Here is a 23,668-nt window from a genome sequence, read left to right as displayed (position 1 = left end):
TCGGCGTGGGTGGGGCGTCGGCTGTGCCGTGCGTCCCGTTTTCCCGGCGGACGCCAGGCCGGCCGAGAGTTACCGGCCGGTTTCCAGTACGCTCGTACTGCTATAGCACGTGTCCCCCGAGAGGAGCGCCGGTCGATGGCGAAGATCAAGGTAAACAACCCGGTCGTGGAGCTCGACGGCGACGAGATGACCCGGATCATCTGGAAGCAGATCCGGGAGCAGCTGATCCTGCCCTACCTCGACGTCGACCTGCACTACTACGACCTCTCGATCGAGCACCGGGACGCCACCGACGACCAGGTCACCGTGGACGCCGCCAACGCCATCAAGCAGCACGGCGTCGGCGTCAAGTGCGCCACCATCACCCCGGACGAGGCGCGGGTGGAGGAGTTCGGCCTGAAGAAGATGTGGCGGTCGCCGAACGGCACCATCCGCAACATCCTCGGCGGCGTGGTCTTCCGTGAGCCGATCATCATGTCGAACGTGCCGCGCCTGGTGCCGGGCTGGACCAAGCCCATCATCATCGGCCGGCACGCCCACGGCGACCAGTACAAGGCCACCGACTTCGTGGTCCCCGGCCCGGGCACGGTGACCATCACCTACACCCCGGCCGACGGCTCCGCCCCGGTCGAGATGGAGGTCGCGAACTTCCCCGGCGGCGGCGTCGCCATGGGCATGTACAACTTCGACGACTCGATCCGGGACTTCGCCCGCGCCTCCCTGCGCTACGGCCTGGACCGCGGCTACCCGGTCTACCTGTCGACCAAGAACACCATCCTCAAGGCCTACGACGGCCGGTTCAAGGACCTCTTCGCCGAGGTCTTCGAGAACGAGTTCAAGGCCGAGTTCGCCGCCGCCGGCATCACCTACGAGCACCGGCTCATCGACGACATGGTCGCCGCCGCGCTGAAGTGGGAGGGCGGCTTCGTCTGGGCCTGCAAGAACTACGACGGTGACGTGCAGTCCGACACCGTCGCCCAGGGCTTCGGCTCGCTGGGCCTGATGACCTCGGTGCTGATGACCCCGGACGGTCGCACCGTCGAGGCGGAGGCCGCCCACGGCACCGTCACCCGGCACTACCGGCAGTACCAGAAGGGCGAGAAGACCTCGACCAACCCGATCGCCTCGATCTACGCCTGGACCCGGGGCCTGGCCCACCGGGGCAAGCTGGACGGCACCCCGGCGGTCACCGAGTTCGCCGACACCCTGGAGCAGGTCATCGTCGACACCGTCGAGGGTGGCCAGATGACCAAGGACCTCGCGCTGCTCATCTCGCGCGACGCCCCGTGGCTGACCACCGACGAGTTCATGAACGCCCTGGACGAGAACCTGGCCCGCCGGCTGGCCTGAGCCACCCGCGAGCGCGCGGCGGCCCGCGTCACCGGGGGCCCGCCTGCCTCGTTGAGCTGAGTGGACGTGGTGCCAGCCGCGTCCAGGAAGGCCGCCGCCGGTCGCCTCGCCACGCGAGTGCCGATCGGCCGGCCCTCCCGGCTGTCGCACACAGCCAGCCCGTCCCTTCCCTGCGGGGGGCCCGTGACCGGGCCCCCCGCGCCCTGTTTGCGCGCCTGCGCGTCGCCCGCCGGCGCCGCGGGCTCAGGCCCGGCGGGGGCGGGGCTCAGGCGGCGCGCAGGAGCTCGGCGGCGCGCTCCGGGGCGATGTCGTTGATGAAGACCCCCATGCCGGACTCCGACCCCGCCAGGTACTTCAGCTTGTCCGCCGCCCGCCGGATGCTGAACAGCTGCAGGTGCAGGTGCCCCAGCTCCCGGTCGATGCGCACCGGGGCCTGGTGCCAGGCCGCGATGTAGGGCATCGGGGCGTCGAAGAGGCCGTCGAAGCGGCGCAGCACGTCCAGGTAGAGCGGGCCGAAGGCGTCCCGCTCGGCGTCGCTGAGCGCCGGGATGTCGAGCACCGGCCGGTGCGGGGCGACATGCACCTCGAACGGCCAGCGGGCCGCCGCCGGCACGTACGCCGTCCAGTGCTCGTTGCTGGCCACCACGCGCGTGCCGGCGGCCCGCTCGGCGGCCAGCACGTCGGCGTAGAGGTTGTCGCCGCCGGTGCGCTCGGCGTGCCGGCGGGCCGCGCCGAGCATCGACCGGGTGCGCGGGGTGACGAACGGGTACGCGTAGATCTGCCCGTGCGGGTGGTGCAGCGTGACCCCGATCTCCACGCCCCGGTTCTCGAAGCAGAACACCTGCTCCACCCCGGGCAGCTCGGCCAGCGCCGCCGTCCGGTCGGCGAGGGCGTCCAGCACGGTACGCACCCGGCTCGGCGGCAGGGTGCCGAACCAGGCGTCGTGATCGTCGGTGAAGCAGACCACCTCACAGCGGCCCTGACCGGGCCGGACCGGGGTGAACGGGGTGATCTGGCCCGGCTCCTCGGCGATGCGCTGGCTCAGCGACGGGAAGCGGTTCTCGAAGACGGCCACGTCGTAGGCCGGGGCGGGGATCTCGCTGAGCCGGCCGTCGCGGGAGGGGCAGAGCGGGCACTGGTCGGCCGGGGGCAGGAAGGTGCGGGTCTGCCGGTGCACGGCGACCGCCACCCACTCGTCGGTCAGCGGGTCGTACCGGAGCTGGGACGCGGGCGGGGGCGGCGGCAGCTCCCGCCGGTCCGGCTGGTCACGGACCGCGTCGTCCCGCTCGTCGAAGTAGATCAGCTCCCGGCCGTCGGCCAGCTCGATCGTCGTACGCTTCACTGCGCCGTCGCCTCTCCTCGGCGCGCTCGACGCCCGTCCGGGCCCCGACGCGCGCGTGGTCTCGCCCGGGCCCACCACGGCCGGCCCGAGCACCCCGGGTACCCGGGCAACGCCCGCTGTCAACCGGCCGGGGGTCAGGTCGACTGGAGTCGGGGCTCCACCCACCCGGTCTCGGTCAGGTGGTGCATCACCGCGTCCACCGCCTCGTCGATCGACAGCCCGCTGGTGTCGACGACCACGTCGGCGTCGGTGGGCACCTCGTACGGGTCGTCGACGCCGGTCATCCCGGTGAGCAAACCGGCGCGGGCGCGGGCGTAGAGGCCCTTGCGGTCGCGCTGCTCGCAGACCTCGATCGGGGTCGCCACGTGCACCAGCACGAAACCCGCGCCGGCCGCCTGCGCCATCTCCCGCGCGGCGGCGCGGGCCTGCGCGTACGGGGCGATCGGGCAGCAGATGCCGACCCCCCGGTGCCGGGCGATCTCGGCGGCGACCCAGCCGATCCGCCGGACGTTGACGTCGCGGTCGGCCTTGCTGAAGGTCAGCCCCGCCGAGAGCTCGCGGCGCACCACGTCGCCGTCGAGCAGGGTGACCGTCCGGTCGCCCTGCTCGCGCAGCAGGTCGGACAGGCCACGGGCGATGGTCGACTTGCCGGAGCCGGAGAGGCCGGTCAGGAAGACCACCAGCCCACGGTGCCGCCGGGCCGGCCGGGCCCGGGTCAGCTCCTTGGCCACGGCCGGCGGGGTGTGCCACTCCGGCAGTGGGAAACCCCGGTCGAGCAGGTCGTCGATCTCCGCCTGGCTCAACGCCAGCCGCCGGTTGCGCGGCGGGATGTCCTCCCGCCAGCGCCACTGCCCGTCGCGACTGTCGTAGGCCAGCTCCCGGGGCACCAGCACCCGCAGGCCCGCGCCGGAGAGCATCTCGCTGGTGGAGAGCAGGTGGGTCACCCCGTACGCGGCGGCCACCCGGGCCTGGAGCAGGGCGTCGCTGATCTCGTCGCGGCGGCGGGCCACCGGCACCGCGACCAGGGTCGCCGGGGGCATCCGGTCCCGGGCGGCGAAGACCGCGCGGACCAGCGCCTCGGAGGGCAGCCCCCGGGTCGTGCCCTCGCCGACCGGAATCATGATCAGCAGGTGCGAGCCCAGGGTGCGCGAGGCGTGGGCGATCTGGGCCAGTTGCGGCCGGTGCAGGGGCCGATCGGCGAAGACGCCGAGCACCCGCCCCTGGGGCAGCAGCGCCCGGATCTCCGCCGGGTCGCGGCGCAGCCGCTGGAACGGCCCGTGACCGCCGTCGCCGAGGCGACGCACCGTCCCACCGACCCCGGCGACGCCCTCGCGGGCCGGCCAGGCGTCGGCGACCTCCAGCGACGCGACCGGGGCCCCCTCGCCGTCGGTCAGCACCAGCGTCCGGCGCAGCGGATCGGCCAGGTTCAGGCCGGCGACGAGTGACGTCGGCACCTGCAACGCCACCGGGACCTGCCACGACGAGCCGTCGGCGAGCCGGCCACGCCGGCTGACCGAGGCCAGGTCCGCGCGGGTCATGAAGCCGGTGAGCGGGGCGTACGCCCCGATCAGCAACAACTCCAGATCGGCCAGTTCCCCGGGTCGCGGCGTGTACGCCGGCGCGTCCCGAAGCACCTCGTCGGGCAGCACCCACCCGTTGCTCATCGCACCCCCCACTACTGGCCGGCCCACAGTTTCTCAGCCGACCGGCGATCGGTCGAGAGCACCGCCCCCTTACCGTCGCGAAGGGACTCGGGACCGGTCAGGCGGCGGCGCGCGGCGGGGCGGGGCCTCCCCGGAGCGTAGCGGTCGACCGGCCGACCGGCCCCCCGGATCCGCCGGCCACCGGTCGGACCCGAGCCCTCGGGTAGATCTTGGTCGATCTCGGCCCCTGGCGGGGCCGGCTGCTACCGAGATCCATCGTTTCGCCCGTCGTGCCACCCGCCTCGGGATGGTCTGTTTCGTTCGTCTGGCGTGAACGGGACAGCGGCCGGGAGTGGGCCCGTGTCACCATCGCTGCGTCCGGGGACGCGGGGGAGGCCATCCATGGGCGAGGCGACGGGGGTGCGCGCGATCGGGCGCGATCCGACGATGCTGGTCGACGCGGCGGCGGCGCTCGCGGTGGGGGTGGTCTTCGCGGGGCGAGGCGTGCCGCTGGCCGCCCAGTCCGGCTTCGTCGACCTCGTCCGGGGCGGCCAGCCGCTGCGCCCGGCCGTGTTGGCCTGCCTGGCGGTGGCCGTGGCGGTGACCCTGCCGGCGCTGCTGCCCAGGCTGCCCGGCTGGCCGGTCGCCCTCGGCGGCCTGCTGCTGACCTTCCTGACCGACCTTGCGGTCGCGGGCGGCGCGCACCTGCTGCCCACCTCGTCGCCCGCGCCGGGGCTGCTGCTGGCCGCCCTCGTCGGGGTGGCGGGCACGGGGCTGGCGCTGGGCGGTGCCCTGCTGGCCGTCGGGCAGGCGTCGCGGCCGGGCCGTCGGTTGGTCGCCGCCGGGCTGGCCGGGGGCCTGGTACTGCACCCGGTGAGCACCGCGCTGGCGGTGCTCCTGCTGCCCGGCACCGAGTCCCACGGCCCCCGGCCGGAGGTGCAGCTCTGGCTCCCCGTCCTGCTCACCGTCGGTGCCATGGCGGTCGCTTGGCGGCGGGCCCGCGTGACGGGGCCCGCGTTCGCCGGCCGGTTCCGTCCGGGGCCGCTGCTGGTCGTCGGCGTCGCCGCGACGCTCGCCCTGGTCGGGCTGACCGTCCGCTGGTGGGTCGTGCAGCAGTTCCGGCTCAGCCCCGACGGGCTGGCCGGGCCGCGCCGGGAGCAGGCCGTCCAGGGGTTCCAGTACTTCTCCGCCGTCGTGCTCGCCGTCGTCGTCGGGCTGGTCCTGCTCGGGTACGCGTACCGTCTCGGCCGGGCGGTCGGGGCGCGGTGGGTGGTGCTCTGCGTCGCCGCCGGCCCGATCTCCCTCTACGGGGTCCGGCTGAGCTTCAGCGCCGCGCCGGGGCGGGCGTGCCTGATCACGGCGGTCGGCGTCGCGGCGGTCGCGGTCGGCGCGATGCTGGCCCGGCACGCGCCCCGGCTGCTGCCGTGGGACGCGCTCGGCCTGCTGGTGGCCGCCGTGGCGCTGCCGATGTCGGCCCCGGTGGTGCGCGCCGAGCTGCCCTCGGTGGACATCGTCATGCCCCTGCTGACGGTCCTCGGCCTGGGCCTGGCGTTCGGCTTCGGCACGGCCTTCGCCGCCACCGCGTCGATCGGCACCGCATCGGACGCCGTCCCGACCTCCGCCCCGACCGCTCCCGGTCCCGCCCCGACCGCTTCCGATGTGGCCTCGGCTGCCGCCGATGCTGTCGCCCCGGCCGCTCCCGGTCCCGGCGTCGCGGCACCCTCCGGGCCGTCGATCGCCCGGCCGGACATCGGCGGGCGGGTCGCGCTGCTGGTGTTGGGGCCCGCCGCGTGGATGCTCTCCGCCCAGATCCTCGCGTCGGTCGTGACGCGGTCCCAGTTCGACGGCCCCTACCAGGGCCCGGCGTTCACCGTCCCGGTCTTCGCCGGGATGGCCGCCCTGCTGCTGGCGGCGTTCTTCGGCTTCGGCCGCGCGGTGGACCGGCTCCGCCAGGACCTACGCGCGGAGAGCGTGCCCCTGCGCCGGCCCTGACGGGCACCCCGTCGGCAAGCTCAGGACGGCGGGGAGAGCAGTGCGGCCTGCGGCCCGTTCCCGGCGTGGTCTCCTACGCCGCTGCCGCTGCCGCTGCCGCTGCCGGTGCCGCTGCCGGTGCGGGTCCCTCCCGCACCCGCCTCGTGGGCGAGCAGCCACCGCTTGACGTCCAGCCCCCAGCGGTACCCGCCGAGGCTCCCGTCGGTGCGCAGCACCCGGTGGCACGGCACGAAGAGGGCGGCGGCGTTGCGGGCGCAGGCCGCCGCCGCGGCGCGGACCGCCGCCGGTCGACCGGCCAGCCCAGCGTACGCGGTGTAGGTCACCGGCCGGCCCGGCCGCACCGCGCGCAGCACCTGCCACGCGTGCGCCAGGAAGACCCCGCCCGTGTGCTGCTCCACCGGCACCGCGTCGATCGCGGTCAACTCGCCGCCGAGGTACGCCGCGACCGCTGCGGTGACCGGGCCGAGGTCGCCCCGCCGCCGCAGCGGGCCGTGCAGCCCCGGGTGCACCAACGGCAGCAGCGTCTGCGGGGCGGCGGTGAAGCCGGCTGCCCGGACCGCGCCGGAGGGGCCGGCCAGGATGCTCAGCGGGCCGGCGGGGGTGTCGACGACCACGCAGTCGAGGGTGACGTTCATGCTGCTCTCCATAGTCTGATCACGGCATACGAGCGCCAGGGACGCCAGCGTCTCGCGTACGCGTCGAGGGCCGTCGGGTCGGTGGGGAGGCCGAGGGCGGCGGCGCCCCGCCGGACGGCCAGGTCGGTGGGGAGGAAGACGTCGGGGTCGCCGAGGGCGCGCATCGCCACGTACCCGGCCGTCCACGCGCCGATCCCGGGCACCGCGAGCAGCCGCCGCACGGTCTCCTCCCGGTCGCCACCCGGGTCGAGGTCGAGGTTGCCCTCGGCGACGCCCCGCGCCACCGCCCGGATCGTCTCCCGCCGGGCCACCGGCATCCGGAACGCGTCGTCGCCGGCCGCCAACAACTCCTCCGCGCTGACGAACCCCCGCAGCAAGCCACCGTGATCATGAAGTTGGCGCCGCGTCGCGCCGGTGGCGTGGCCGCCATCCTCATGATCGACAGCGGTGGCGGTCGAGGCGAGGAGACGGGCGATAGTGGTGCGGGCTGAGGCCAGCGAGACCTGCTGCCCGACGATCGCCCGGAGCAGCATCTCGACACCGTCGACGGCGCGCGGGAGACGTACCCCGGGCTCCGCCGCGACCCGCGCGGCCAGGGCGGGGTCGGCGGCTAGGGTGCCGTCGACGGCGGTCGGGTCGGCGTCGAGGTCGAGCAGCCGGCGGCAGCGGGCCACCGCCGGGGCCAGGTCGCGCAGGTCGGCCAGGCGCAGCGTCGCCGCCACGTGCCCGGCGACCGGCGTCAGCGCCACCTCCGCCGGGCCGTGCGGCAGCCGCAACCCCCGGCGATACGTCCCGTCGCGCACCTCCTCCACCCCGGGCAGCGCCCGCAGCGCGAGGAAGTCCAGCAGCGCCGCCGCGTGCAACGGCGGCCGGTACGCCAACCGCAGGCCGATGGTGCCCGCCCCGCCGTCGACCGGCCGCCGACCGGGGGAGTTACGTAGCTCGGACGGGGCTGCGGCGTACACCTCGCGGATCGTGTCGTTGAACTGCCGGACGCTGCCGAAGCCGGCCGCGAAGGCGATCTCGGCCATCCCGAGTCCGGTCGTCTCGATCAGGATTCGGGCCGTCTGCGCGCGCTGCGCCCGAGCCAGCGCCAGCGGCCCGGCACCCAGCTCGTCGCGGAGCATCCGGTGCAGGTGACGCTCGGTGTAGCCGAGCCGGGCGGCGAGCCCCGGCACGCCGTGCCGGTCGACGACGCCGTCGGCGATCAGCCGCATGGCCCGACCCACCACGTCCGCCCGGACGTCCCACTGGGGCGAGCCCGGCGCGACCTCCGGGCGGCAGCGGCGGCAGGCGCGCAGCCCGGCCCCCTGCGCGGCGGCGGCGGACGGGAAGAACCGGACGTTGTGCCGCTTCGGCGTCGTCGCGGGGCAGGACGGCCGGCAGTAGATCCCGGTCGACGTGACGCCGGTGTAGAACCAGCCGTCGAACCGCTGGTCACGACTGTCCACGGCCCGGTAGCAGTGCTCGAAGTCCAACTCCACGGCACCGATACTGCCCCGCCGCCCGGCCCCGCGGCGCGCGGAAATCGGACCTGGCCGTGGGAGTGGATCGGCCTGGCCGTGGGGGTGACTTGGACCCGGCCGGGGGTTCGGAAGGGAACGCCGCGAACAGCCCGGAAAGGCCGGCCGGCCCCACGAGCGGAGAAAGTGTCGGTAGGGGCCGGTACCGTCCCGCCACCAACTCAAGAAGGGTGCGGGCGATGGCGAGCGTGGCCGGGCGAGGTGTCCGCTGATGCGATCGGGGCGGGCGCGGGTCGACCGTGGGGTCGCCCAGGGCTTCTACGACCGGATGCGGGCGGTCGCCCCGGCGGCGTACGGGGCGATGGAGCGGGACCGGGCTGACGACCCGGGGCGGGCGTTCCGGGACACGGCGTGCGGCCGGCTCGCCGCCTCGCTCGACGCCGCCGGCCTGCGCGCCCTCGGCATGTGGGCGCACCACTGGTGCATGCGCTTCTACGACGACGACACCCGGGTGGGGCTGCGCCTGGTCCGGGAGGTCGCGGGTCGCTGCGGCCTGGGCTGGACGGTCGACGAGGTGCGCTGGATGCTCGGCGAGTCCGAGGCGGCGGGCCCGTCCGCCGCGTACCGGTTCGCGCTGCCGGCGGCGGCGGCCCGTGAGCTGCCGCCGACGGCCCGCCGGGAGTTCGTCACCCACGAGCTGTCGGGGATCACCGAACGGGCGCTGCCGGCGGGGGAGCGCTCCGGCTCCGCCGGGCGGGACCCGAGCGCCGGCCTCGGGCGGGAGGCGACCCTTGGGCGGGAGCCGGCGGCTCCCGGGCGGGCGGCGGTCGGGCCGGGCACCGGAGAGGCTCGGCTGCTGGCAGGATGAGTTCTTCGGTGCGGCGACGGCCGGCGGGCTCGGGGCCTCGGGCCCGGGGCGGCGGCTCCCGCACCGACCGCAGGAGGAACGCCCAGGAGAGGACCGCCGTGCCCGCCAGCGAGCCGACCATCATCGCCACCAGCATGGGTTTCGTCAGCCGCCGTCGCGGCCCGACCGACCTGCGCCCCGGCCCGGTCTTCGAGCTGGCCGCCGAGCTGGCCCAGGCCGGCCCCGCGCCCCGGCTCTGCTACCTCGGCCAGGCCGTCGGCGACCCGGCGGCCTCGATCAGCGCCGTCTACGGGGCGTTCGCCGGCACCCGGTTCCGGGCGTCGCACCTGGCGCTCTTCCCGATGCCGAACGTCGACGACGTCCGCGCCCACCTGCTCGCCCAGGACGTGATCTGGGTCGGCGGCGGCAGTGTGGCCAACCTCTGCGCGGTGTGGCGGGTGCACGGCCTCGACGAGATCCTGCACGAGTGCTGGCAGGCCGGGGTGGTGCTCGCCGGGGTCTCCGCCGGCTCGATCTGCTGGCACCTCGGCGGCGCGACCGACAGCTTCGGCCCCCGGCTGCGCGGCTTCACCGACGGCCTGGGCTGGCTGCCGTACGGCAACGGGGTGCACTACGACAGCGAGGACCAGCGGCGACCGCTGATGCACGGGCTGGTCGCCGACGGCACGCTGCCGACCAGCCACTGCACCGACGACGGGGTGGGGCTGGTCTACCGGGGCACCCGGCTGGTCGAGGCGGTCGCCGACCGCGAGGGCGTCGCCGCGTACGAGGTCGGCCGGCAGGCCGACGGCGGCGTACGGGAGACCCGGATCGAGCCCCGGCTGCTCACCGCCTGGCCCGCCTGACGGCTTGTGGAGGGGTCGCCTGCCCGGCGCTGGCGGTGACCGGCGTAGGCTGGCTGGTCGTGAGTCTCACCATCGGCATCGTCGGCCTGCCCAACGTCGGCAAGAGCACCCTGTTCAACGCGTTGACCAAGAACGACGTGCTCGCGGCGAACTACCCGTTCGCCACGATCGAGCCCAACGTCGGCGTGGTCGGGCTGCCGGACGACCGGCTGCACAAGCTGGCCGAGATCTTCTCCTCGCAGAAGGTGCTGCCGGCCCCGGTGTCGTTCGTCGACATCGCCGGCCTGGTCCGGGGCGCCTCGAAGGGGCAGGGCCGGGGCAACGCGTTCCTCGCCAACATCCGGGACGCGGCGGCGATCTGCCAGGTCGTGCGGGCCTTCTCCGACCCGAACGTGGTGCACGTCGACGGCAAGATCTCGCCGGCCGACGACATCGAGACGATCAACACCGAGCTGATCCTGGCCGACCTGCAGACCCTGGACAAGGCGCTGCCCCGGCTGGAGAAGGAGGCCAAGCTCCGCAAGGACCGGGCCGCCGCCGTGACCGCCGCGAAGCAGGCCATCGAGGTCCTCGACGGCGGCACCACGCTCTACTCGGGGGCCGCCGCCGCCAAGATCGAGGTGGAGCACCTGCGCGAGCTGCACCTGCTCACCATGAAGCCCTTCCTGTACGTCTTCAACGTCGACGAGGCCGAGCTGGCCAACGCCGCGTTCCTCGACGAGCTGCGCGCCCTGGTCGCCCCGGCCGAGGCCGTCTTCATGGATGCGAAGATCGAGTCGGAGCTGGTGGACCTGCCCGAGGAGGAGGCCCGCGAGCTGCTGGAGTCGATCGGGCAGAACGAGCCCGGCCTGAACCAGCTCATCCGGATCGGCTTCCGCACGCTCGGGCTCCAGACGTACCTGACGGCGGGGCCGAAGGAGTCGCGGGCCTGGACGGTCCCGGTGGGCGCGACCGCCCCGGAGGCCGCGGGGGTCATCCACTCGGACTTCCAGCGCGGCTTCATCAAGGCCGAGGTGGTCTCCTTCGACGACCTGGTCGCGGCCGGGTCGATGGCGGCGGCGAAGGCGGCGGGCAAGGTCCGCATCGAGGGCAAGGACTACGTCATGCAGGACGGCGACGTCGTGGAGTTCAGGTTCAACGTCTGAATCCGACCCCGTTTTCACAGCTCACTCGAATGTGCCCTCGCTCGGGGCACATTCGGGGGCGTCATCAGGTCGGCGCCATCCACGTGCTTTGCGGCGTCGGGGCGAAAGCGGTAGCACCGCCGCCCTGCGGCAGGGCAATCTGTGTGCGCTCGACACTTAACTGGAGCGACGACGAGAGGCACGGCGGATGGACGAACCTGCCGGTAAGCAGGAAAAGCCGTCGGCAGAAGATCTCGCGCGCCGCGCCAAATGGTTTGAGCAGTACATGGAGGCGTTGAACCATCGATCTGTAGTGGCCAAAGCGGGTGGCGGACCGTACGCGTGTCCCTGCTGCCGGCACCCGACGCTCGATGGGCGAGGTCAGTTCGAGATCTGCTTCGCCTGCTATTGGGAGGACGACGGGCAGGACGACGAAGACGCTGACACGGTGCGGGGCGGCCCCAACGGTTCGCTCAGTCTGACGGATGCGCGGCGTGCCTACGCCGCCCGGCCGGTCAGCCTGGCAGATGCACGGCGCGCGTATGCCGAGCGACAAGCCCGTTGGGCGCAGCGCAGACGCCGCCGATCGACGCCCGAGACGGCTGAAGAATGAAACTCGCTCCGTTGTCTCAGGGTCGCCTACGGTAATTTCCGCGAATAGGACATACGTCCTGTTTGGGATGGCGTAAGGGCGGGTTGGCCGGAGCGAGCGGCTTTCCAAGGCCGCCCCCGAGGTCCGAATGGACTCCATGGGTGATCCTTGATCGACAGGTCAGCCAATGCGCTGCATGATGACGTGATGCGAACTCGGCTGCTCTTCGTTCGGCATGGTGAGTCGGTGCACCAGGTCGAGGGGGTCGTCGGTGGCCCGCACGGCTGCCGGGGCCTGACCGAAACGGGCCATCAGCAGGCAGACCGGCTGGCCAAGCGACTCGCCGACGATCTCGCGGTCGCCGGCCCGGTGGCCGTCTACTCCTCCGTGCTGCGCCGCGCGGTCGAGACCGCCTGGCCCATCGCCTCGGCGCTGGGCGTCAGCCCGGTGGCGGACTGCGGGCTCTGCGCCTGGCACACCCCGCCGTACGCGGACGGGCTGCCGATGTCCCAGTTCCAGAACGGTCACGCGACTGAGGGCGGCGGGGTGTTCCGGCCGTTCGAGGAGGGCAACGAGACCTGGGCGGAGCTGGTGGTACGGGTCAGCCGCGCGATCATGGACATCGCCCACCGGCACCGGGGCGGCAACGTCGTGCTGGTCGGTCACACCGAGACGGTCGAAGGCTCCTTCCACGCGCTCGCCTCCCAGCCGATCTTCCGGGGGTTCGACATGGAGGTGGCCCTCGCCTCGGTCACCGAGTGGACCACCGACGGCGACCCGACGGGCTGGCCCCCGCCCCGCTGGACCCTGCGCCGCTTCAGCGACGTCTCCTGACCCACCCGACCAAGCGAGTTCCCGGGCATCGGTAACGTCCAAGGTCACGCCCGACTTACCCAGGGAGGTGGCGGCGTGGAGGTCGCTCTCGAAAGCGGCGGCGGGCGGCTGCCGGCGACCGTCGACCTGCCCGTCGGGCCGGTCCGGGGCGGGATCGTGGTGCTGCACGCGGCCGAGGCCGGGCACCGGTCGTACTTCTGCTACGAGCACCTGGCCCGGCTGCTGCCCGGCGCGGGGATCGCGGTGCTGCGCTTCGACCGCCGACCCCGGCTGGCCGGCCGCGACGTCCCCCTGACCGACCAGGCGGCCGACGCGGCGGTGGCCCTCGGGGCCCTGCGCCGGCACGTCGGCGACGTGCCGAGCGGGCTGTGGGGGCTCAGTCAGGGCGCGTGGGCGGCCCCGCTGACCGCCGCGCTCCGCCCCGACCTGGTCGATTTCCTCGTGCTCGTCTCCAGCAGCGGGGTCAGCCCGGCGGCCCAGATGCGCTACGGCACCGCCGAGCAGCTGCGCGGGCACGGGTACGGCGACGCCGAGGTGGCCGAGCTGGGTCGGCTGCGGGCGACGATGGAGGCGTACCAGCGGGGTGAGCTCGACCGGCCCCGGGCCCAGGCGGTCGTCGACCGGGCCGCCGAGCGCCCGTGGTTCCCCCTGGCGTACGTGCCGCGTGAGCTGCCCGACCGGCCGGGCACCTGGCGGGACATGGACTTCGACCCGGTGCCCGTCTTCGCCCGGGTGAGCTGCCCGACGTTGCTCTTCTACGGGGCGACCGACGGGTGGGTCCCGATCGACGACAGCGTCACCGCCTGGCGGCGGGCCACCGCCGGGGCGGCCGTCGCGCCCACCGTCTGCCGGCTCGACGGCTGCGACCACTACCCGACCTTGGACCAAGGCGAGACCCTTGACGACATCAGCCCGCAGTACGAGGCGGCGATGCTGAGCTGGCTCGACGCGCTGCTGCCGCCCGGCCGACCCGGCTCCGACTGAGCGAGAGGGCCCCGAGGACCGGGGTCAGGCGCGGCTCAGCACGTCCTGCACGCCGGTCTCCCGGGGGCCGAGGTGGGCCGGGTCGCGGCCGGAGAGCACGTCGACCGCCGCCTTCACGCACGCGCCGTACTCGCGGGTGGAGCTGACCTGCCACGTCCGCTCGTACCGGCGGGCGGTCTCGTCGCCGACCCCGGCGGCGTCGATGCCGAGCCGCCGGCAGACCGCCACGGCGCGGGGCAGGTGGAAGGACTGGGTGACCACCGTGGCCCGCTCCACCCCGAAGATCCGCTTCGCGCGGGCGCACGAGTCGTACGTGTCGAAGCCGGCGTAGTCGAGCACGATCTGCTCCGCCGGCACCCCCTGGTCGAGCAGCCAGCGCCGCATCGCGGTCGGCTCGTCGTAGCCGGGGTTCATGTTGTCGCCGGAGAGCAGGATCGCCCGCACCCGGCCGGCGGCGAGCAGCCGGCGGGCGATCTCCAGGCGGGCGGTGAGGAACGGCGACGGCGTCCCGTCCGGGTGGACCTTGGTGCCCAGCACCAGCGCGACCGGGGCCTCGGGGACCTCCGCCTCGGCGTAGAGATGCCCGTCGGCCGTCCCGCGGATCCAGGACACGCTCGCCACGGTGGCGCCCGTGAGCAGCACCGCGCCGACCACGGCCGCGACGACGGCCCGGCGCAGCCAGCGCGCCCGCCGACCCCCGGCGGTAGGCAGCCGGGTGAGCAAGGTGGAGAGTCGACGCCGCATGCGGCCAAGTATCCCAGGGGCGACCGACGGGTGCGTTTGGTGCTGCCCCGGCAACAACAGACGCACCCGTCGACGGGATGGTCAGGAGGAGATGTAGTGCAGGATCACGTTGTGCACGTGGTGGCTCTTCTGCGCGCCTCGGAACTCGACCTCGTACGTGTGGGTGCCGACGTGGATGGCGATCGACCCGGTGGAGAAGAACTCCCCGCCCCACGACTTGTTGCTCACCACGCTCACGCTGGTGATCTTCGAGTACGGGATGCTGGTGATCGCGAACCGCTTCCCGACGAAGGACCGGTCCTGGATGATCACCCGCCGGTCGGTCAGGCCGATGAACCCGGTGCCGGTGCCCACGGCGTCGTAGACGGCGATGATCTGTTCCCGGTCGAGCAGCCCGCTCTGGATCTGCTGGAACTGCTCCTTGCGGTCATAAGTCGCGTTGGCCATGCATCCCACGGTAGGTCGGTCGCGCCAACGTCCCGTCCGTCGTCCGTCCGTCGCGTCGTACACGGGTATCGGCAGGGGGTCGAGGAATTCGCCGTCATGCGCCTGCGGATGGTAGCCACGGACGCACGGAGCCCCGCCGGGCGTCGACGACGCGTAGGCGGGGCTCGGGGACGCCGGCGCGCCTACCGCTTGGTGCGCGGGTCGCTGTCGCGGGTGTGGCTGCCGGACTTGGCCAGCCCCCGGCTGATCAGGTAACCGATGGTCAGCAGGGTGATGTACCACCAGGCCTTGTCGGCGGCGAAGTAGTCCGTACCGTTCTCGGCCGCGCCGTCGCCGACGGTGGCCGAGGCGATCAGGACGCCGATGACGGCGAGCACGTAGATGGCCAGCTCGCTGGTCTTCCACGAGGGCTTGGTCTCGTCGCCGTGTCGGGGGGCGTGGTGCACGTCGTGGCCCGGACGGTGGTCGACGTGGTCGGTCGGGTGGGTGGCGGTGCTCGGCGTGGTCATGTCAGCTCCGAATGGGGGTTTCGTAAGGGTTCATCCTCTACGGGAGCATTAGTGCCTCCCGCACCGAAATCCCTACCCGCGTGCCATTCGGGAAAACAAAAATCTCTCAGGAAGATCTCAGGCGCTGGTGACGGCCCGGTAGGCGTCCTCGATGCGGGCGGCCAGCAGGACCTCGCCCTCGCCCAGCGGCGCGCCGTCGCCGTGCCCGACCCGGATCAGGGTCCGGTCGTCGCGGCGGTTGATCTCGGGGCGTAGGTGCAGGGCGTCGGCCACCACCTTGACCCGTTCGGTGAGGGCGGCGTGCTGGGTGTCGTCGATCACCAGCGTGCGGCGGATCTCCTCGCCCTCCCGGGTCCACCCGGTGAGCAGGGTCAACGCGTCGCTCAGGTAGTCGTCCTTCGCCCGCGACCTGAACAGCACCCGCATCACCGCACCTCCCAGGCGTCGTTGCCGGCCTGTGGCCAAATCGTCGCCGTCCCGTGTCTCGCCGGTGCCCTCAAGTCTGTCCTCCGGCTGTGGGTGTGTCCACGCCCACACTTACCACTTCTATTGCCCTAGCGGACAGCTACGGTACCCAAACCGCCGACGGATCTGGCACTCTGGATGGTCGTGCGGACCGAACGGGCTATCGAAAACGGACACGGCGATCGACGCGCCGCCAAGGTGATCGTCGGCGCGGCGATCATCGAGGGCGGGCGGGTTCTCGCCTGCGCCCGGTCCGCCCCGCCCGAGGTCGCCGGCATGTGGGAGTTCCCGGGCGGCAAGGTGGAGCCGGGGGAGAGCGAGACGGCCGCGCTGGCCCGGGAGTGCGCCGAGGAACTGGCCGTCCGCGTGGAGGTCGGCGACCGGGTCGGCCGCAACGTGCGGATGGCCCACGGCCGCTCCGTGCTCAAGGTGTACGCCGTCCGCCTGCTGCACGGCGACCGGCCGCAGGCGTTGGAACACTCCGCCCTGCGCTGGCTCTCCGCCGCCGAGCTCGACTCGGTCACCTGGCTGCCCGCCGACGCCCCCATCGTCTCCGCCCTACGCCCCCTGCTCCTGCCCCCGTCCGCCCCGACCAGCGACGAGGAGCGCCGGGTCCCGGGCGGCGAAGAGGATGGCCGGCCCCCCGGCAGCGAATGACGCGGGCCGGCCCCCGGGCAGCGCGAAGGGGGCCGGCGGCCGTGGCCGTCGACCCCCTTCGCGGGTGGTTCAGTGCTTCTCGTCCTGCTCCGGGTGGGCGAAGTTCAGGTGCTCCGGGGGGAGCGGGAACGTCACGTCGTCGCCGAACGGCGACGGCGCGGCGGCCCGGTCGAAGGTCAGCTCCGTCAGCGGGAGCTTGCCGTTGGTGTCCGTCGCGGGGACGGTCGGCCTCGGCACCTCGCGGTGCCAGTTCACACCGCTCTGGGCCTGGGCCTCGGCGCGCGGGTCGTGCGAGCCACCCGCGTGCGAGTGGACCCCGCCCTTGGCCGCGCTGGCGTGCACGGCGCCGGGGTGCGAGGCGCTGGCCACGCTGGTCTGGGGCACCTGGCCCCTGCGGAAGATCTTGCTACCGAGCCACACAAGGGGATCGTACCTGCGATCGACGACGCGTTCCTTCATCGGGATGATCGCGTTGTCCGTGATCTTGATGTGCTCGGGGCAGACCTCGGTGCAGCACTTGGTGATGTTGCAGAAGCCGAGGCCCTGCTCCGCCTGTGCGTACTCCTTGCGGTCGGTCTTGGTGTCCAGCGGGTGCATGTCCAGCTCGGCGGCCCGGATGAAGTACCGGGGGCCGGCGAAGGCCTGCTCGTTCTCCTCGTGGTCACGGATCACGTGGCAGGTGTTCTGGCACAGGAAGCACTCGATGCACTTGCGGAACTCCTGCGAGCGCTCGACGTCCACCTGCTGCATCCGGTACTCGCCCGGGGCCAGGTCGGCCGGCGGCGCGAACGCCGGGGTCTCCCGCGCCTTCTCGTAGTTGAACGAGACGTCGGTGACCAGGTCCCGGATGACCGGGAAGGTGCGCAGCGGGGTGACCGTGACGGTCTCGTTCTCCTCGAAGGTCGACATCCGGGTCATGCAGCCCAGCTTGGGCATCCCGTTGATCTCCATCGAGCAGGAGCCGCACTTGCCGGCCTTGCAGTTCCACCGGCAGGCCAGATCCGGCGCGTCGGTGGCCTGAAGCCGGTGGATGGCGTCGAGGACGACCTCGCCCTCGTTGACCTCGACCTGGTAGTCCTGCAGGTCGCCGCCGGTCTCGTCGCCGCGCCAGACCCTGAAGTGACGCTTGGTTCCCATTACTTGCCCGCCTCCTCAGCGAGGGCGTCGAAGTCCGCGAGCTCCTCGTCGGTCAGGTACTTGGCCAGTTCCGCGCGGTCGAACAGGCCGATCAGCTCCGGCCGCATGCTCGGCAGCGGCTTGTGGGTCAGTCGCACGGCGTCGCCGTCGAGCGAGCAGACCAGGTTCACCTGCCGCCACTTCGGGTCCATGGTCGGGAAGTCCTCCCGGGTGTGCCCGCCGCGCGACTCCTGCCGCTCCAGCGCCGCCTTCGCGGTGCACTCCGAGACGACCAGCATGTTGCGCAGGTCCAGCGCCAGGTGCCAGCCCGGGTTGTACCGGCGGCCGCCGACCGCGCTGACCTTCGCCACCCGCTCGCGCAGCTCGGCCAGCCGGCCCAGCGCGTCGGCCAGCTCGCCCTCGCGCCGGATGATGCCGACCAGGTCCCCCATGACCACCTGCAGGTCCTGCTGGAGCTGGTACGGGCTCTCCCCGGTGTCGCGCTGCAACGGCGCCAGCGCCGTCTCCACCGCGGCCTCGACCGCGCCGACGGCGACCTTCGGGCGCGCGGTCAACTGATCGGTGTACGACGCCGCGTGCCCGCCGGCCCGCTTGCCGAAGACCAGCAGGTCCGACAGCGAGTTGCCGCCGAGCCGGTTGGAGCCGTGCATGCCGCCGGAGACCTCACCGGCGGCGAAGAGCCCGCGCACGGTGCCGAACGCCGCCCCCGAGTCGGGGTCGACCTCCACGCCACCCATCACGTAGTGGCAGGTCGGCCCGACCTCCATCGGCTCCTTGGTGATGTCGACGTCCGCCAGCTCCTTGAACTGGTGGTACATCGAGGGCAGCCGGCGGCGGATCTCCTCCGCCGAGCGCCGGGAGGCGATGTCGAGGTACACCCCGCCGGCGGGGGTGCCCCGACCGGCCTTGACCTCGCTGTTGATGGCGCGGGCCACCTCGTCGCGGGGCAGCAGCTCCGGCGGACGCCGGTTGTTGTCCGGGTCGGTGTACCAGCGGTCCGCCTCCTCCTCGGTCTCCGCGTACTGCTTGCGGAAGACGTCGGGGACGTAGTCGAACATGAACCGCTTGCCGTCGGAGTTCTTCAGCACGCCGCCGTCGCCGCGCACCGACTCGGTGACCAGGATGCCCTTCACCGAGGGCGGCCAGACCATGCCGGTCGGGTGGAACTGGAGGAACTCCATGTTGATCAGCGTCGCCCCGGCGCGCAGCGCGAGGGCGTGCCCGTCCCCGGTGTACTCCCAGGAGTTCGAGGTGACCTTGTACGACCGGCCGACGCCGCCGGTGGCCAGCACCACGGCCGGGGCCTCGAAGAGGATGAACTCCCCGGACTCCCGGTAGTAGCCGAACGCCCCGGCGACCCGGTCGCCGTCGAGCAGCAGCTCCGTGATGGTGGTCTCGGCGAAGACCTTGATCCGGGCGTCGTACGAGCCGAACTCCGCCTTGTCCTCCTGCTGGAGGGAGACGATCTTCTGCTGGAGGGTGCGGATCAGCTCCAGGCCGGTCCGGTCGCCGACGTGCGCCAGCCGGGGGTACTCGTGGCCGCCGAAGTTGCGCTGGGAGATCTTCCCGTCCTTCGTACGGTCGAAGAGCGCCCCGTACGTCTCCAGCTCCCAGATCCGCTGCGGCGACTCCTTCGCGTGCAGCTCGGCCATCCGGAAGTTGTTGAGGAACTTGCCGCCGCGCATGGTGTCGCGGAAGTGCACCTGCCAGTTGTCCCGGCTGTTCACGTTCCCCATGGCGGCCGCCGCGCCGCCCTCGGCCATCACGGTGTGCGCCTTGCCGAAGAGCGACTTGGAGATGATCGCGGTCTTCTTGCCGGCGAGCCGGGCCTCGATCGCCGCACGCAGGCCGGCGCCGCCGGCCCCGATCACGACGACGTCGTAGTGGTGTCGTTCGATGCGATTCGTGGTGGTCATGTCAGGCCCTCTAGTTGATGAACCGCAGGTCGTCGAACCAACCGGCCGCGACCGCCATGATGTAGAAATCGGTCAGCGCCAGGGTGCCGAGGGTGATCCAGGCGAGCTGCATGTGCCGGACGTTGAGCTTGGACACGACCGTCCAGGCCTTGTACCGCACGGGGTGCTTGGAGAAGTGCTTGAGCCGCCCGCCGATGATGTGCCGGCAGGAGTGGCAGGAGATCGTGTACGCCCAGAGCATCACCACGTTGACCAGCAGGACGATGTTGCCCAGCCCGAAGCCGAAGCCCTGCGGCGAGTGGAAGGCCAGGATCGCGTCCCAGGTGTTGATCAGCGAGATGATCGCGGCGGCGTAGAAGAAGTAGCGGTGCAGGTTCTGGCCGAGCAGCGGGAACCGGGTCTCACCGGAGTAGCTCTGGTGACCGTCCGGCACCGCGCAGGCCGGCGGCGACAGCCAGAACGACCGGTAGTACGCCTTGCGGTAGTAGTAGCAGGTCAGCCGGAACAGCAACAGGAACGGCAGGGTCAGCGCCGCGTCCGGAATGATCCACCAGTCGGGCAGGAACCGCCCGAAGTGCGAGGCCCCCTCGACGCACCGCTCGGTGACGCAGGGGGAGTAGAACGGGGTCAGGTAGTGGTAATCCTCGACCCAGTACCACTTGTGCATGAAGACCCGGACCGTCGCGTACGCGATCCAGGCGGTGAGCCCGACGACGGTGATCAGCGGAGCCAACCACCAGCGGTCCGTCCGCAACGTCTTCGCCGCTATGGCGGCGCGCGCTCGCGCTCCCCGCGGCTTCGTTGCCGTTGATGTCATTCGAGTCGTCTCCCTGAGGGGCCCTCACGGGCGGCATCTTGTTCCGGTCGGCACGCGGACCGGCGAACCTTCTACCGCTGCCACGTCGCGCGCACACCAACGCCGCACCGGACACACCGGCGCAGCTAAGTGCCACACGTTACGCCGATCTTCGCTGGCCGTCCGCGCAAGCGAGTGTCCCGTGTGCCCGGGCTCGCGCAAAGTCCGGGCCACACCTTCAACGTCCGATGTTAAGAACCTCACTGTCCGGCGCGACCAGCGGACCGCCCCGGTGTGGATCCCGCCACTCGGCGGGCGGGCGCCGTTGGCGGGCACGGTCCCGCCGCTCCCCGCCGTGGGCGGGCACGGTCCCGCCGCTCCCCGCCTCGCGGCGCGGCGGCGGGCCGGGTCAGCCGGAGGCCCCGCCGGTGAAGTTCCAGGCGGCCAGCCGCAGCGGTGGGGCGTCCCACCAGGTGCCGTCGACCCGGTCGGGCTGCCGGACCGGCCGGTGGCCGATCCCGAGCACCGCCCCCGGCCCCAACGCCCGGGGGTACGACTCGGTGAACCGGAAGTCCCGCACCGCCCGCACGGGCACGCCGTCCTCCACCAGCCAGACCCCGTTGCGGGTCAGGCCGGTGATGACCATGCTCTTGGCGTCCAGCACCCGCGTGTACCAGAAGTCGCTGACCAGCAGGCCGCGCCGCATCCCGGCGACCAGGGCGGCGGACTCGGCGTCGAGCACCGGCCCGACCGGCGTGGCCGACGCGGCCGGGGTGTCGGCGGTGGTGGCGAGCGAGCCGGTCCCGCCGGGCGTCGTCTCCGGCCGGGCGGCGCCGGCGGTGGCGGCGGGCCCGCCCGCGCCGATCAGTCGCAGGTTGTCGGGCGTCGGACCGAAGGTGGCCGCGCCCGGGGCCGCATGCCCGGTGGAGGCCGCGCCGGCCGCCGCACCGCTGCGCCGGTCGTGCGCCACGGCGACCGTGGTGCCGGCGTCGACCAGTCTCAGCGCCCGCCGGCCGGTGCCCTCGGCGTCGAACGGCAGGCCGGAGCCGGCCAGCGGGTCGTCGACCAGGGTCACCGCCGGGTCGAACTGGGCCGCGCCCAACTCGACGAACGACTGCCGCTCGACGTGCCGTTTGCCGTTGAAGCCCCACCTTGCGAAGTTGTGCAGCAGGTCGGCGACGGCGGCCGGCTCCAGCACGACCTCGTACCGGCCCGGCGGCAGCTCGATCGGGTCCACGGCGGCGCGGGCCTTGGCGGCGGCCCGCGCCCCCAGCGCCGCCCCGTCGAGGTCGGCCAGCCGACCGGCGCAGATCCGGGCCACGCCGTCCGCGCCCCTGGCCCGCGCGATGCCGTCCATCGCCGCCTCGGCGGCGCTGCCCCGCGCCGAGTGCCCGGCCGAGTTGGCGAACGCCGCCGCCCGGTACGCGGTGCGGCAGTAGCCGGCCGCCTCCAGCCCGCCCACGGCGGCCACGAACGCGCGCACCCGCTCGGCCCGCTCGGCCGGCTCGGCGAAGGCGGTGGCCTCGTCCCAGGCCGGGGCGGGTGGCACCGGCGACGGCTCGGCCAACCCCGGCCACGCCGGGTCGGCCGGGCAGAGCCGGGCCGCCGCGACGGTCCGCTCGACCAGCGCGGCCAGCCCCTCCGGGGTGACCACGCTGCCGCTGCCGGCCGCCGTCCGACCCTGGGCGTGCAGCCGCAGCCGCACCTCGACCCCGGAGGCGGCGACGTTCTGGTGGATGAAGGAGTTGGCGAAGCGGGTCAGGGCCAGGTCGGAGCGGCTGACCACCACCTCGGCCTCGGCCTGCGGCCCGGCGAGCCGGCGCACCAGCTCCACCACCCGCCCTGCAAGGTCGAGCTCGTCCCGCTCGCTCATGCGCGCACCCCCACTCGGACGTTGCGGAAACGGGCCGGCGCGGCCGGGTGGCCGGTGTGCCCGATCTGGCCGGGCTGGCCCTTGCCGCAGTTCGGGGTGCCCCAGGCGACGGTCTCGGACGAGAGCATGTCCATCGAGCGCCAGAAGAGCGGGCCGATCCCCGTGTAGGTGGGGTTGCGCAGCATCCGCCCCCGCCGGCCCCGCTTGACCTCCCAGCCGACCTCGCAGCCGAACTGGAAGTTCAGCCGCTTGTCGTCGATCGACCAGGAGCGGTTGATGTCCATCAGCACCCCGTCGTCGGTGGCCGCGATGATCTCGTCGAGGGTGTGCGGGCCGGGCTCCAGGCCGACGTTGGTCATCCGGACCATCGGCAGCCGGGCCCAGCCGTCGGCCCGTACGCTGCCGCCGTAGTCCAGGCCGGCGACGGCGGCCGAGTCCCGCCCGGCGAGCACCCCGACCCACCGGCCCTCGCGCACCGCGTCGCGCGGCACCGCCGGGGAGCCCTCGTCGTCGAAGCCGAAGCTGCCCAGCGCGCCGGGGATCGTCGGGTCGATGGTGACGTTCATCAGCTCCGAGCCGTAGCGCAGCGAGCCGAGCTGGGCCAGGTCCAGCCAGGAGGTGCCGGCGAAGGCGGCCTCCCAGCCGAGGATGCGGTCCAGCTCGATGGCGTGCCCGACCGACTCGTGGATCTGCAACGCCAACTGCTCGCCGCCAAGGATCAGGTCGGTCTCGCCGGCCGGGCAGAGCGGGGCGGTCAGCAGCGCCCGGCTCTCCTCGGCGATCCGGGCGGCGTGCGCGCCCAGGTCGAGGGAGGTGACCAGCTCCCAGCCGGTGGTGCCGTACTGGCCGCGGTAGCTCGGGTAGGAGCGGCGCTGGGTCTCGCCGTCGCCGATCGAGGTGGCCGAGATGCCGCCCCCGCACTCGCGGATGCGCTGGTCGATGCGGTGGCCCTCGCTGGAGACGAACCACTTCGTGGTGTCCCAGACCTGGTAGAGCCCCTCGGCCACGTCCGCGCCGTGGGCGGCCATGGTGGCGGTCGCGTCGACCAGCAGGTCGCCCTTGTCGGCCAGCGCCACGCCGAGCGGGTCCACCTCGCAGGCCGAGGCCCAGCTCGCCGTGACCGGGGCGGCCGGCACCAGCTCGATGGGCGGGCCGGGGACCCGCGCGCTCGCGGCGGCGATCCGCGCGGCCCGCCGGCCGGCGTCGCGGGCCGCCGCGTCGGAGAGGTCGGGCACGGCGTGGAAGCCCCAACTCGACCCGACCAGCGCCCGGACGCCGAGCCCGAGGCTCTCGTCCTGGGTCAGCTCCTCGATGTCGCCGTTGCGGGCGGACATCGACTCGTACCGCCGGTGCATCACCCGGGCGTCGGCGTACCGGGCCCCCGCGTCCAGGGCCGCCTGCACGGCGGCGGACGCCGCGTCGAATCCGGTCATGGGCCGACCCTAGGCGACC

19 protein-coding genes and 3 pseudogenes are annotated in these 23,668 nt (G+C 73.3%); 9 read left to right on the top strand and 13 right to left on the bottom strand.

The annotated features are described in order from the left end of the window. Positions 1-135: 135 nt before the first annotated feature. Complete coding sequence (locus ACLQ2V_RS01170; RefSeq protein WP_425716447.1) at positions 136-1,350, top strand: NADP-dependent isocitrate dehydrogenase; 1,215 nt, start codon at positions 136-138, stop codon at positions 1,348-1,350. A gap of 265 nt (positions 1,351-1,615) precedes the next feature. Here the strand turns inward: ACLQ2V_RS01170 and galT are convergent, their stop codons facing one another. Beyond that, a complete protein-coding gene (gene galT, locus ACLQ2V_RS01165; RefSeq protein ID WP_425716446.1) occupies positions 1,616-2,692 on the bottom strand; it encodes a galactose-1-phosphate uridylyltransferase in 1,077 nt (358 codons plus the stop codon). Between the two features lie 134 nt (positions 2,693-2,826). Then, positions 2,827-4,356: an adenylyl-sulfate kinase gene (cysC, locus tag ACLQ2V_RS01160; protein WP_425716445.1), complete on the bottom strand. Its 1,530-nt coding sequence runs from the start codon at positions 4,354-4,356 to the stop codon at positions 2,827-2,829. 381 nt (positions 4,357-4,737) lie between these two features. On the opposite strand from cysC, the gene ACLQ2V_RS01155 reads away from it, so the two are divergent. Then, positions 4,738-6,327 (top strand): hypothetical protein, encoded by a 1,590-nt coding sequence (locus ACLQ2V_RS01155; protein ID WP_425716444.1) that lies wholly within the window; start codon positions 4,738-4,740, stop codon positions 6,325-6,327. A 140-nt stretch (positions 6,328-6,467) separates the two neighbouring features. Here the strand turns inward: ACLQ2V_RS01155 and ACLQ2V_RS01150 are convergent. Beyond that, positions 6,468-6,962, bottom strand: a pseudogene (locus tag ACLQ2V_RS01150) (methylated-DNA--[protein]-cysteine S-methyltransferase); the annotation flags it as partial. Beyond that, positions 6,959-8,446: an AlkA N-terminal domain-containing protein gene (locus ACLQ2V_RS01145; protein ID WP_425716443.1), complete on the bottom strand. Its 1,488-nt coding sequence runs from the start codon at positions 8,444-8,446 to the stop codon at positions 6,959-6,961. The gene ACLQ2V_RS01145 and the pseudogene ACLQ2V_RS01150, both read right to left, overlap by 4 nt. A gap of 250 nt (positions 8,447-8,696) precedes the next feature. Here ACLQ2V_RS01145 and ACLQ2V_RS01140 point away from each other — a divergent pair. The 6 genes and pseudogenes from ACLQ2V_RS01140 to ACLQ2V_RS01115 all read left to right on the top strand — a co-directional run. Then, positions 8,697-9,107: pseudogene (locus tag ACLQ2V_RS01140) on the top strand (hypothetical protein); the annotation flags it as partial. Positions 9,108-9,391: 284 nt separating this feature from the next. Then, positions 9,392-10,138, top strand: coding sequence for a Type 1 glutamine amidotransferase-like domain-containing protein (locus ACLQ2V_RS01135; protein ID WP_425716442.1), 747 nt, complete (start codon positions 9,392-9,394; stop codon positions 10,136-10,138). Between the two features lie 59 nt (positions 10,139-10,197). Then, complete coding sequence (gene ychF, locus ACLQ2V_RS01130) at positions 10,198-11,283, top strand: redox-regulated ATPase YchF (RefSeq protein WP_425716441.1); 1,086 nt, start codon at positions 10,198-10,200, stop codon at positions 11,281-11,283. Positions 11,284-11,470: 187 nt separating this feature from the next. After that, complete coding sequence (locus ACLQ2V_RS01125) at positions 11,471-11,875, top strand: CPCC family cysteine-rich protein (RefSeq protein WP_425716440.1); 405 nt, start codon at positions 11,471-11,473, stop codon at positions 11,873-11,875. A gap of 186 nt (positions 11,876-12,061) precedes the next feature. Beyond that, positions 12,062-12,688, top strand: a complete 627-nt coding sequence (locus ACLQ2V_RS01120) for a histidine phosphatase family protein (RefSeq protein WP_425716439.1) — start codon at positions 12,062-12,064, stop codon at positions 12,686-12,688. A 75-nt stretch (positions 12,689-12,763) separates the two neighbouring features. After that, on the top strand, positions 12,764-13,672 hold the full coding sequence (locus tag ACLQ2V_RS01115) for an alpha/beta hydrolase (protein ID WP_425716438.1): 909 nt from the start codon (positions 12,764-12,766) through the stop codon (positions 13,670-13,672). A 24-nt stretch (positions 13,673-13,696) separates the two neighbouring features. Here the strand turns inward: ACLQ2V_RS01115 and ACLQ2V_RS01110 are convergent, their stop codons facing one another. The 4 genes from ACLQ2V_RS01110 to ACLQ2V_RS01095 form a co-directional block, all read right to left on the bottom strand. Beyond that, a complete protein-coding gene (locus ACLQ2V_RS01110; protein WP_425716437.1) occupies positions 13,697-14,416 on the bottom strand; it encodes a SanA/YdcF family protein in 720 nt (239 codons plus the stop codon). 81 nt (positions 14,417-14,497) lie between these two features. Continuing rightward, a complete protein-coding gene (locus tag ACLQ2V_RS01105) occupies positions 14,498-14,863 on the bottom strand; it encodes a PH domain-containing protein (protein WP_425716436.1) in 366 nt (121 codons plus the stop codon). Between the two features lie 182 nt (positions 14,864-15,045). Further along, complete coding sequence (locus ACLQ2V_RS01100; RefSeq protein ID WP_425716435.1) at positions 15,046-15,372, bottom strand: hypothetical protein; 327 nt, start codon at positions 15,370-15,372, stop codon at positions 15,046-15,048. A 117-nt stretch (positions 15,373-15,489) separates the two neighbouring features. Beyond that, complete coding sequence (locus tag ACLQ2V_RS01095; RefSeq protein ID WP_425716434.1) at positions 15,490-15,798, bottom strand: 4a-hydroxytetrahydrobiopterin dehydratase; 309 nt, start codon at positions 15,796-15,798, stop codon at positions 15,490-15,492. Positions 15,799-15,981: 183 nt separating this feature from the next. Between ACLQ2V_RS01095 and ACLQ2V_RS01090 the strand changes: the two are divergent. Then, positions 15,982-16,410, top strand: a pseudogene (locus ACLQ2V_RS01090) ((deoxy)nucleoside triphosphate pyrophosphohydrolase); the annotation flags it as partial. Positions 16,411-16,563: 153 nt separating this feature from the next. On the opposite strand, the gene ACLQ2V_RS01085 reads toward ACLQ2V_RS01090, so the two are convergent. The 5 genes from ACLQ2V_RS01085 to ACLQ2V_RS01065 form a co-directional block, all read right to left on the bottom strand. Continuing rightward, positions 16,564-17,631 (bottom strand): succinate dehydrogenase/fumarate reductase iron-sulfur subunit, encoded by a 1,068-nt coding sequence (locus ACLQ2V_RS01085; protein WP_425716433.1) that lies wholly within the window; start codon positions 17,629-17,631, stop codon positions 16,564-16,566. Then, positions 17,631-19,547, bottom strand: a complete 1,917-nt coding sequence (locus tag ACLQ2V_RS01080; RefSeq protein ID WP_425716432.1) for a fumarate reductase/succinate dehydrogenase flavoprotein subunit — start codon at positions 19,545-19,547, stop codon at positions 17,631-17,633. The genes ACLQ2V_RS01085 and ACLQ2V_RS01080 overlap by 1 nt, the downstream gene beginning before the upstream one ends. Before the next feature lie 10 nt (positions 19,548-19,557). Next, on the bottom strand, positions 19,558-20,364 hold the full coding sequence (locus ACLQ2V_RS01075) for a hypothetical protein (RefSeq protein WP_425716431.1): 807 nt from the start codon (positions 20,362-20,364) through the stop codon (positions 19,558-19,560). 388 nt (positions 20,365-20,752) lie between these two features. Beyond that, on the bottom strand, positions 20,753-22,216 hold the full coding sequence (locus ACLQ2V_RS01070) for a metallopeptidase TldD-related protein (RefSeq protein WP_425716430.1): 1,464 nt from the start codon (positions 22,214-22,216) through the stop codon (positions 20,753-20,755). Next, positions 22,213-23,649: a TldD/PmbA family protein gene (locus ACLQ2V_RS01065; protein ID WP_425716429.1), complete on the bottom strand. Its 1,437-nt coding sequence runs from the start codon at positions 23,647-23,649 to the stop codon at positions 22,213-22,215. The genes ACLQ2V_RS01070 and ACLQ2V_RS01065 overlap by 4 nt, the downstream gene beginning before the upstream one ends. Between the last annotated feature and the right edge of the window lie 19 nt (positions 23,650-23,668).

The organism is Micromonospora sp. DT233 (assembly GCF_049841815.1).
GTDB lineage: Bacteria > Actinomycetota > Actinomycetes > Mycobacteriales > Micromonosporaceae > Micromonospora.
Note: the sequence above shows the minus strand (reverse complement) of the source record. Positions and strands in the feature narration are given on the sequence as shown.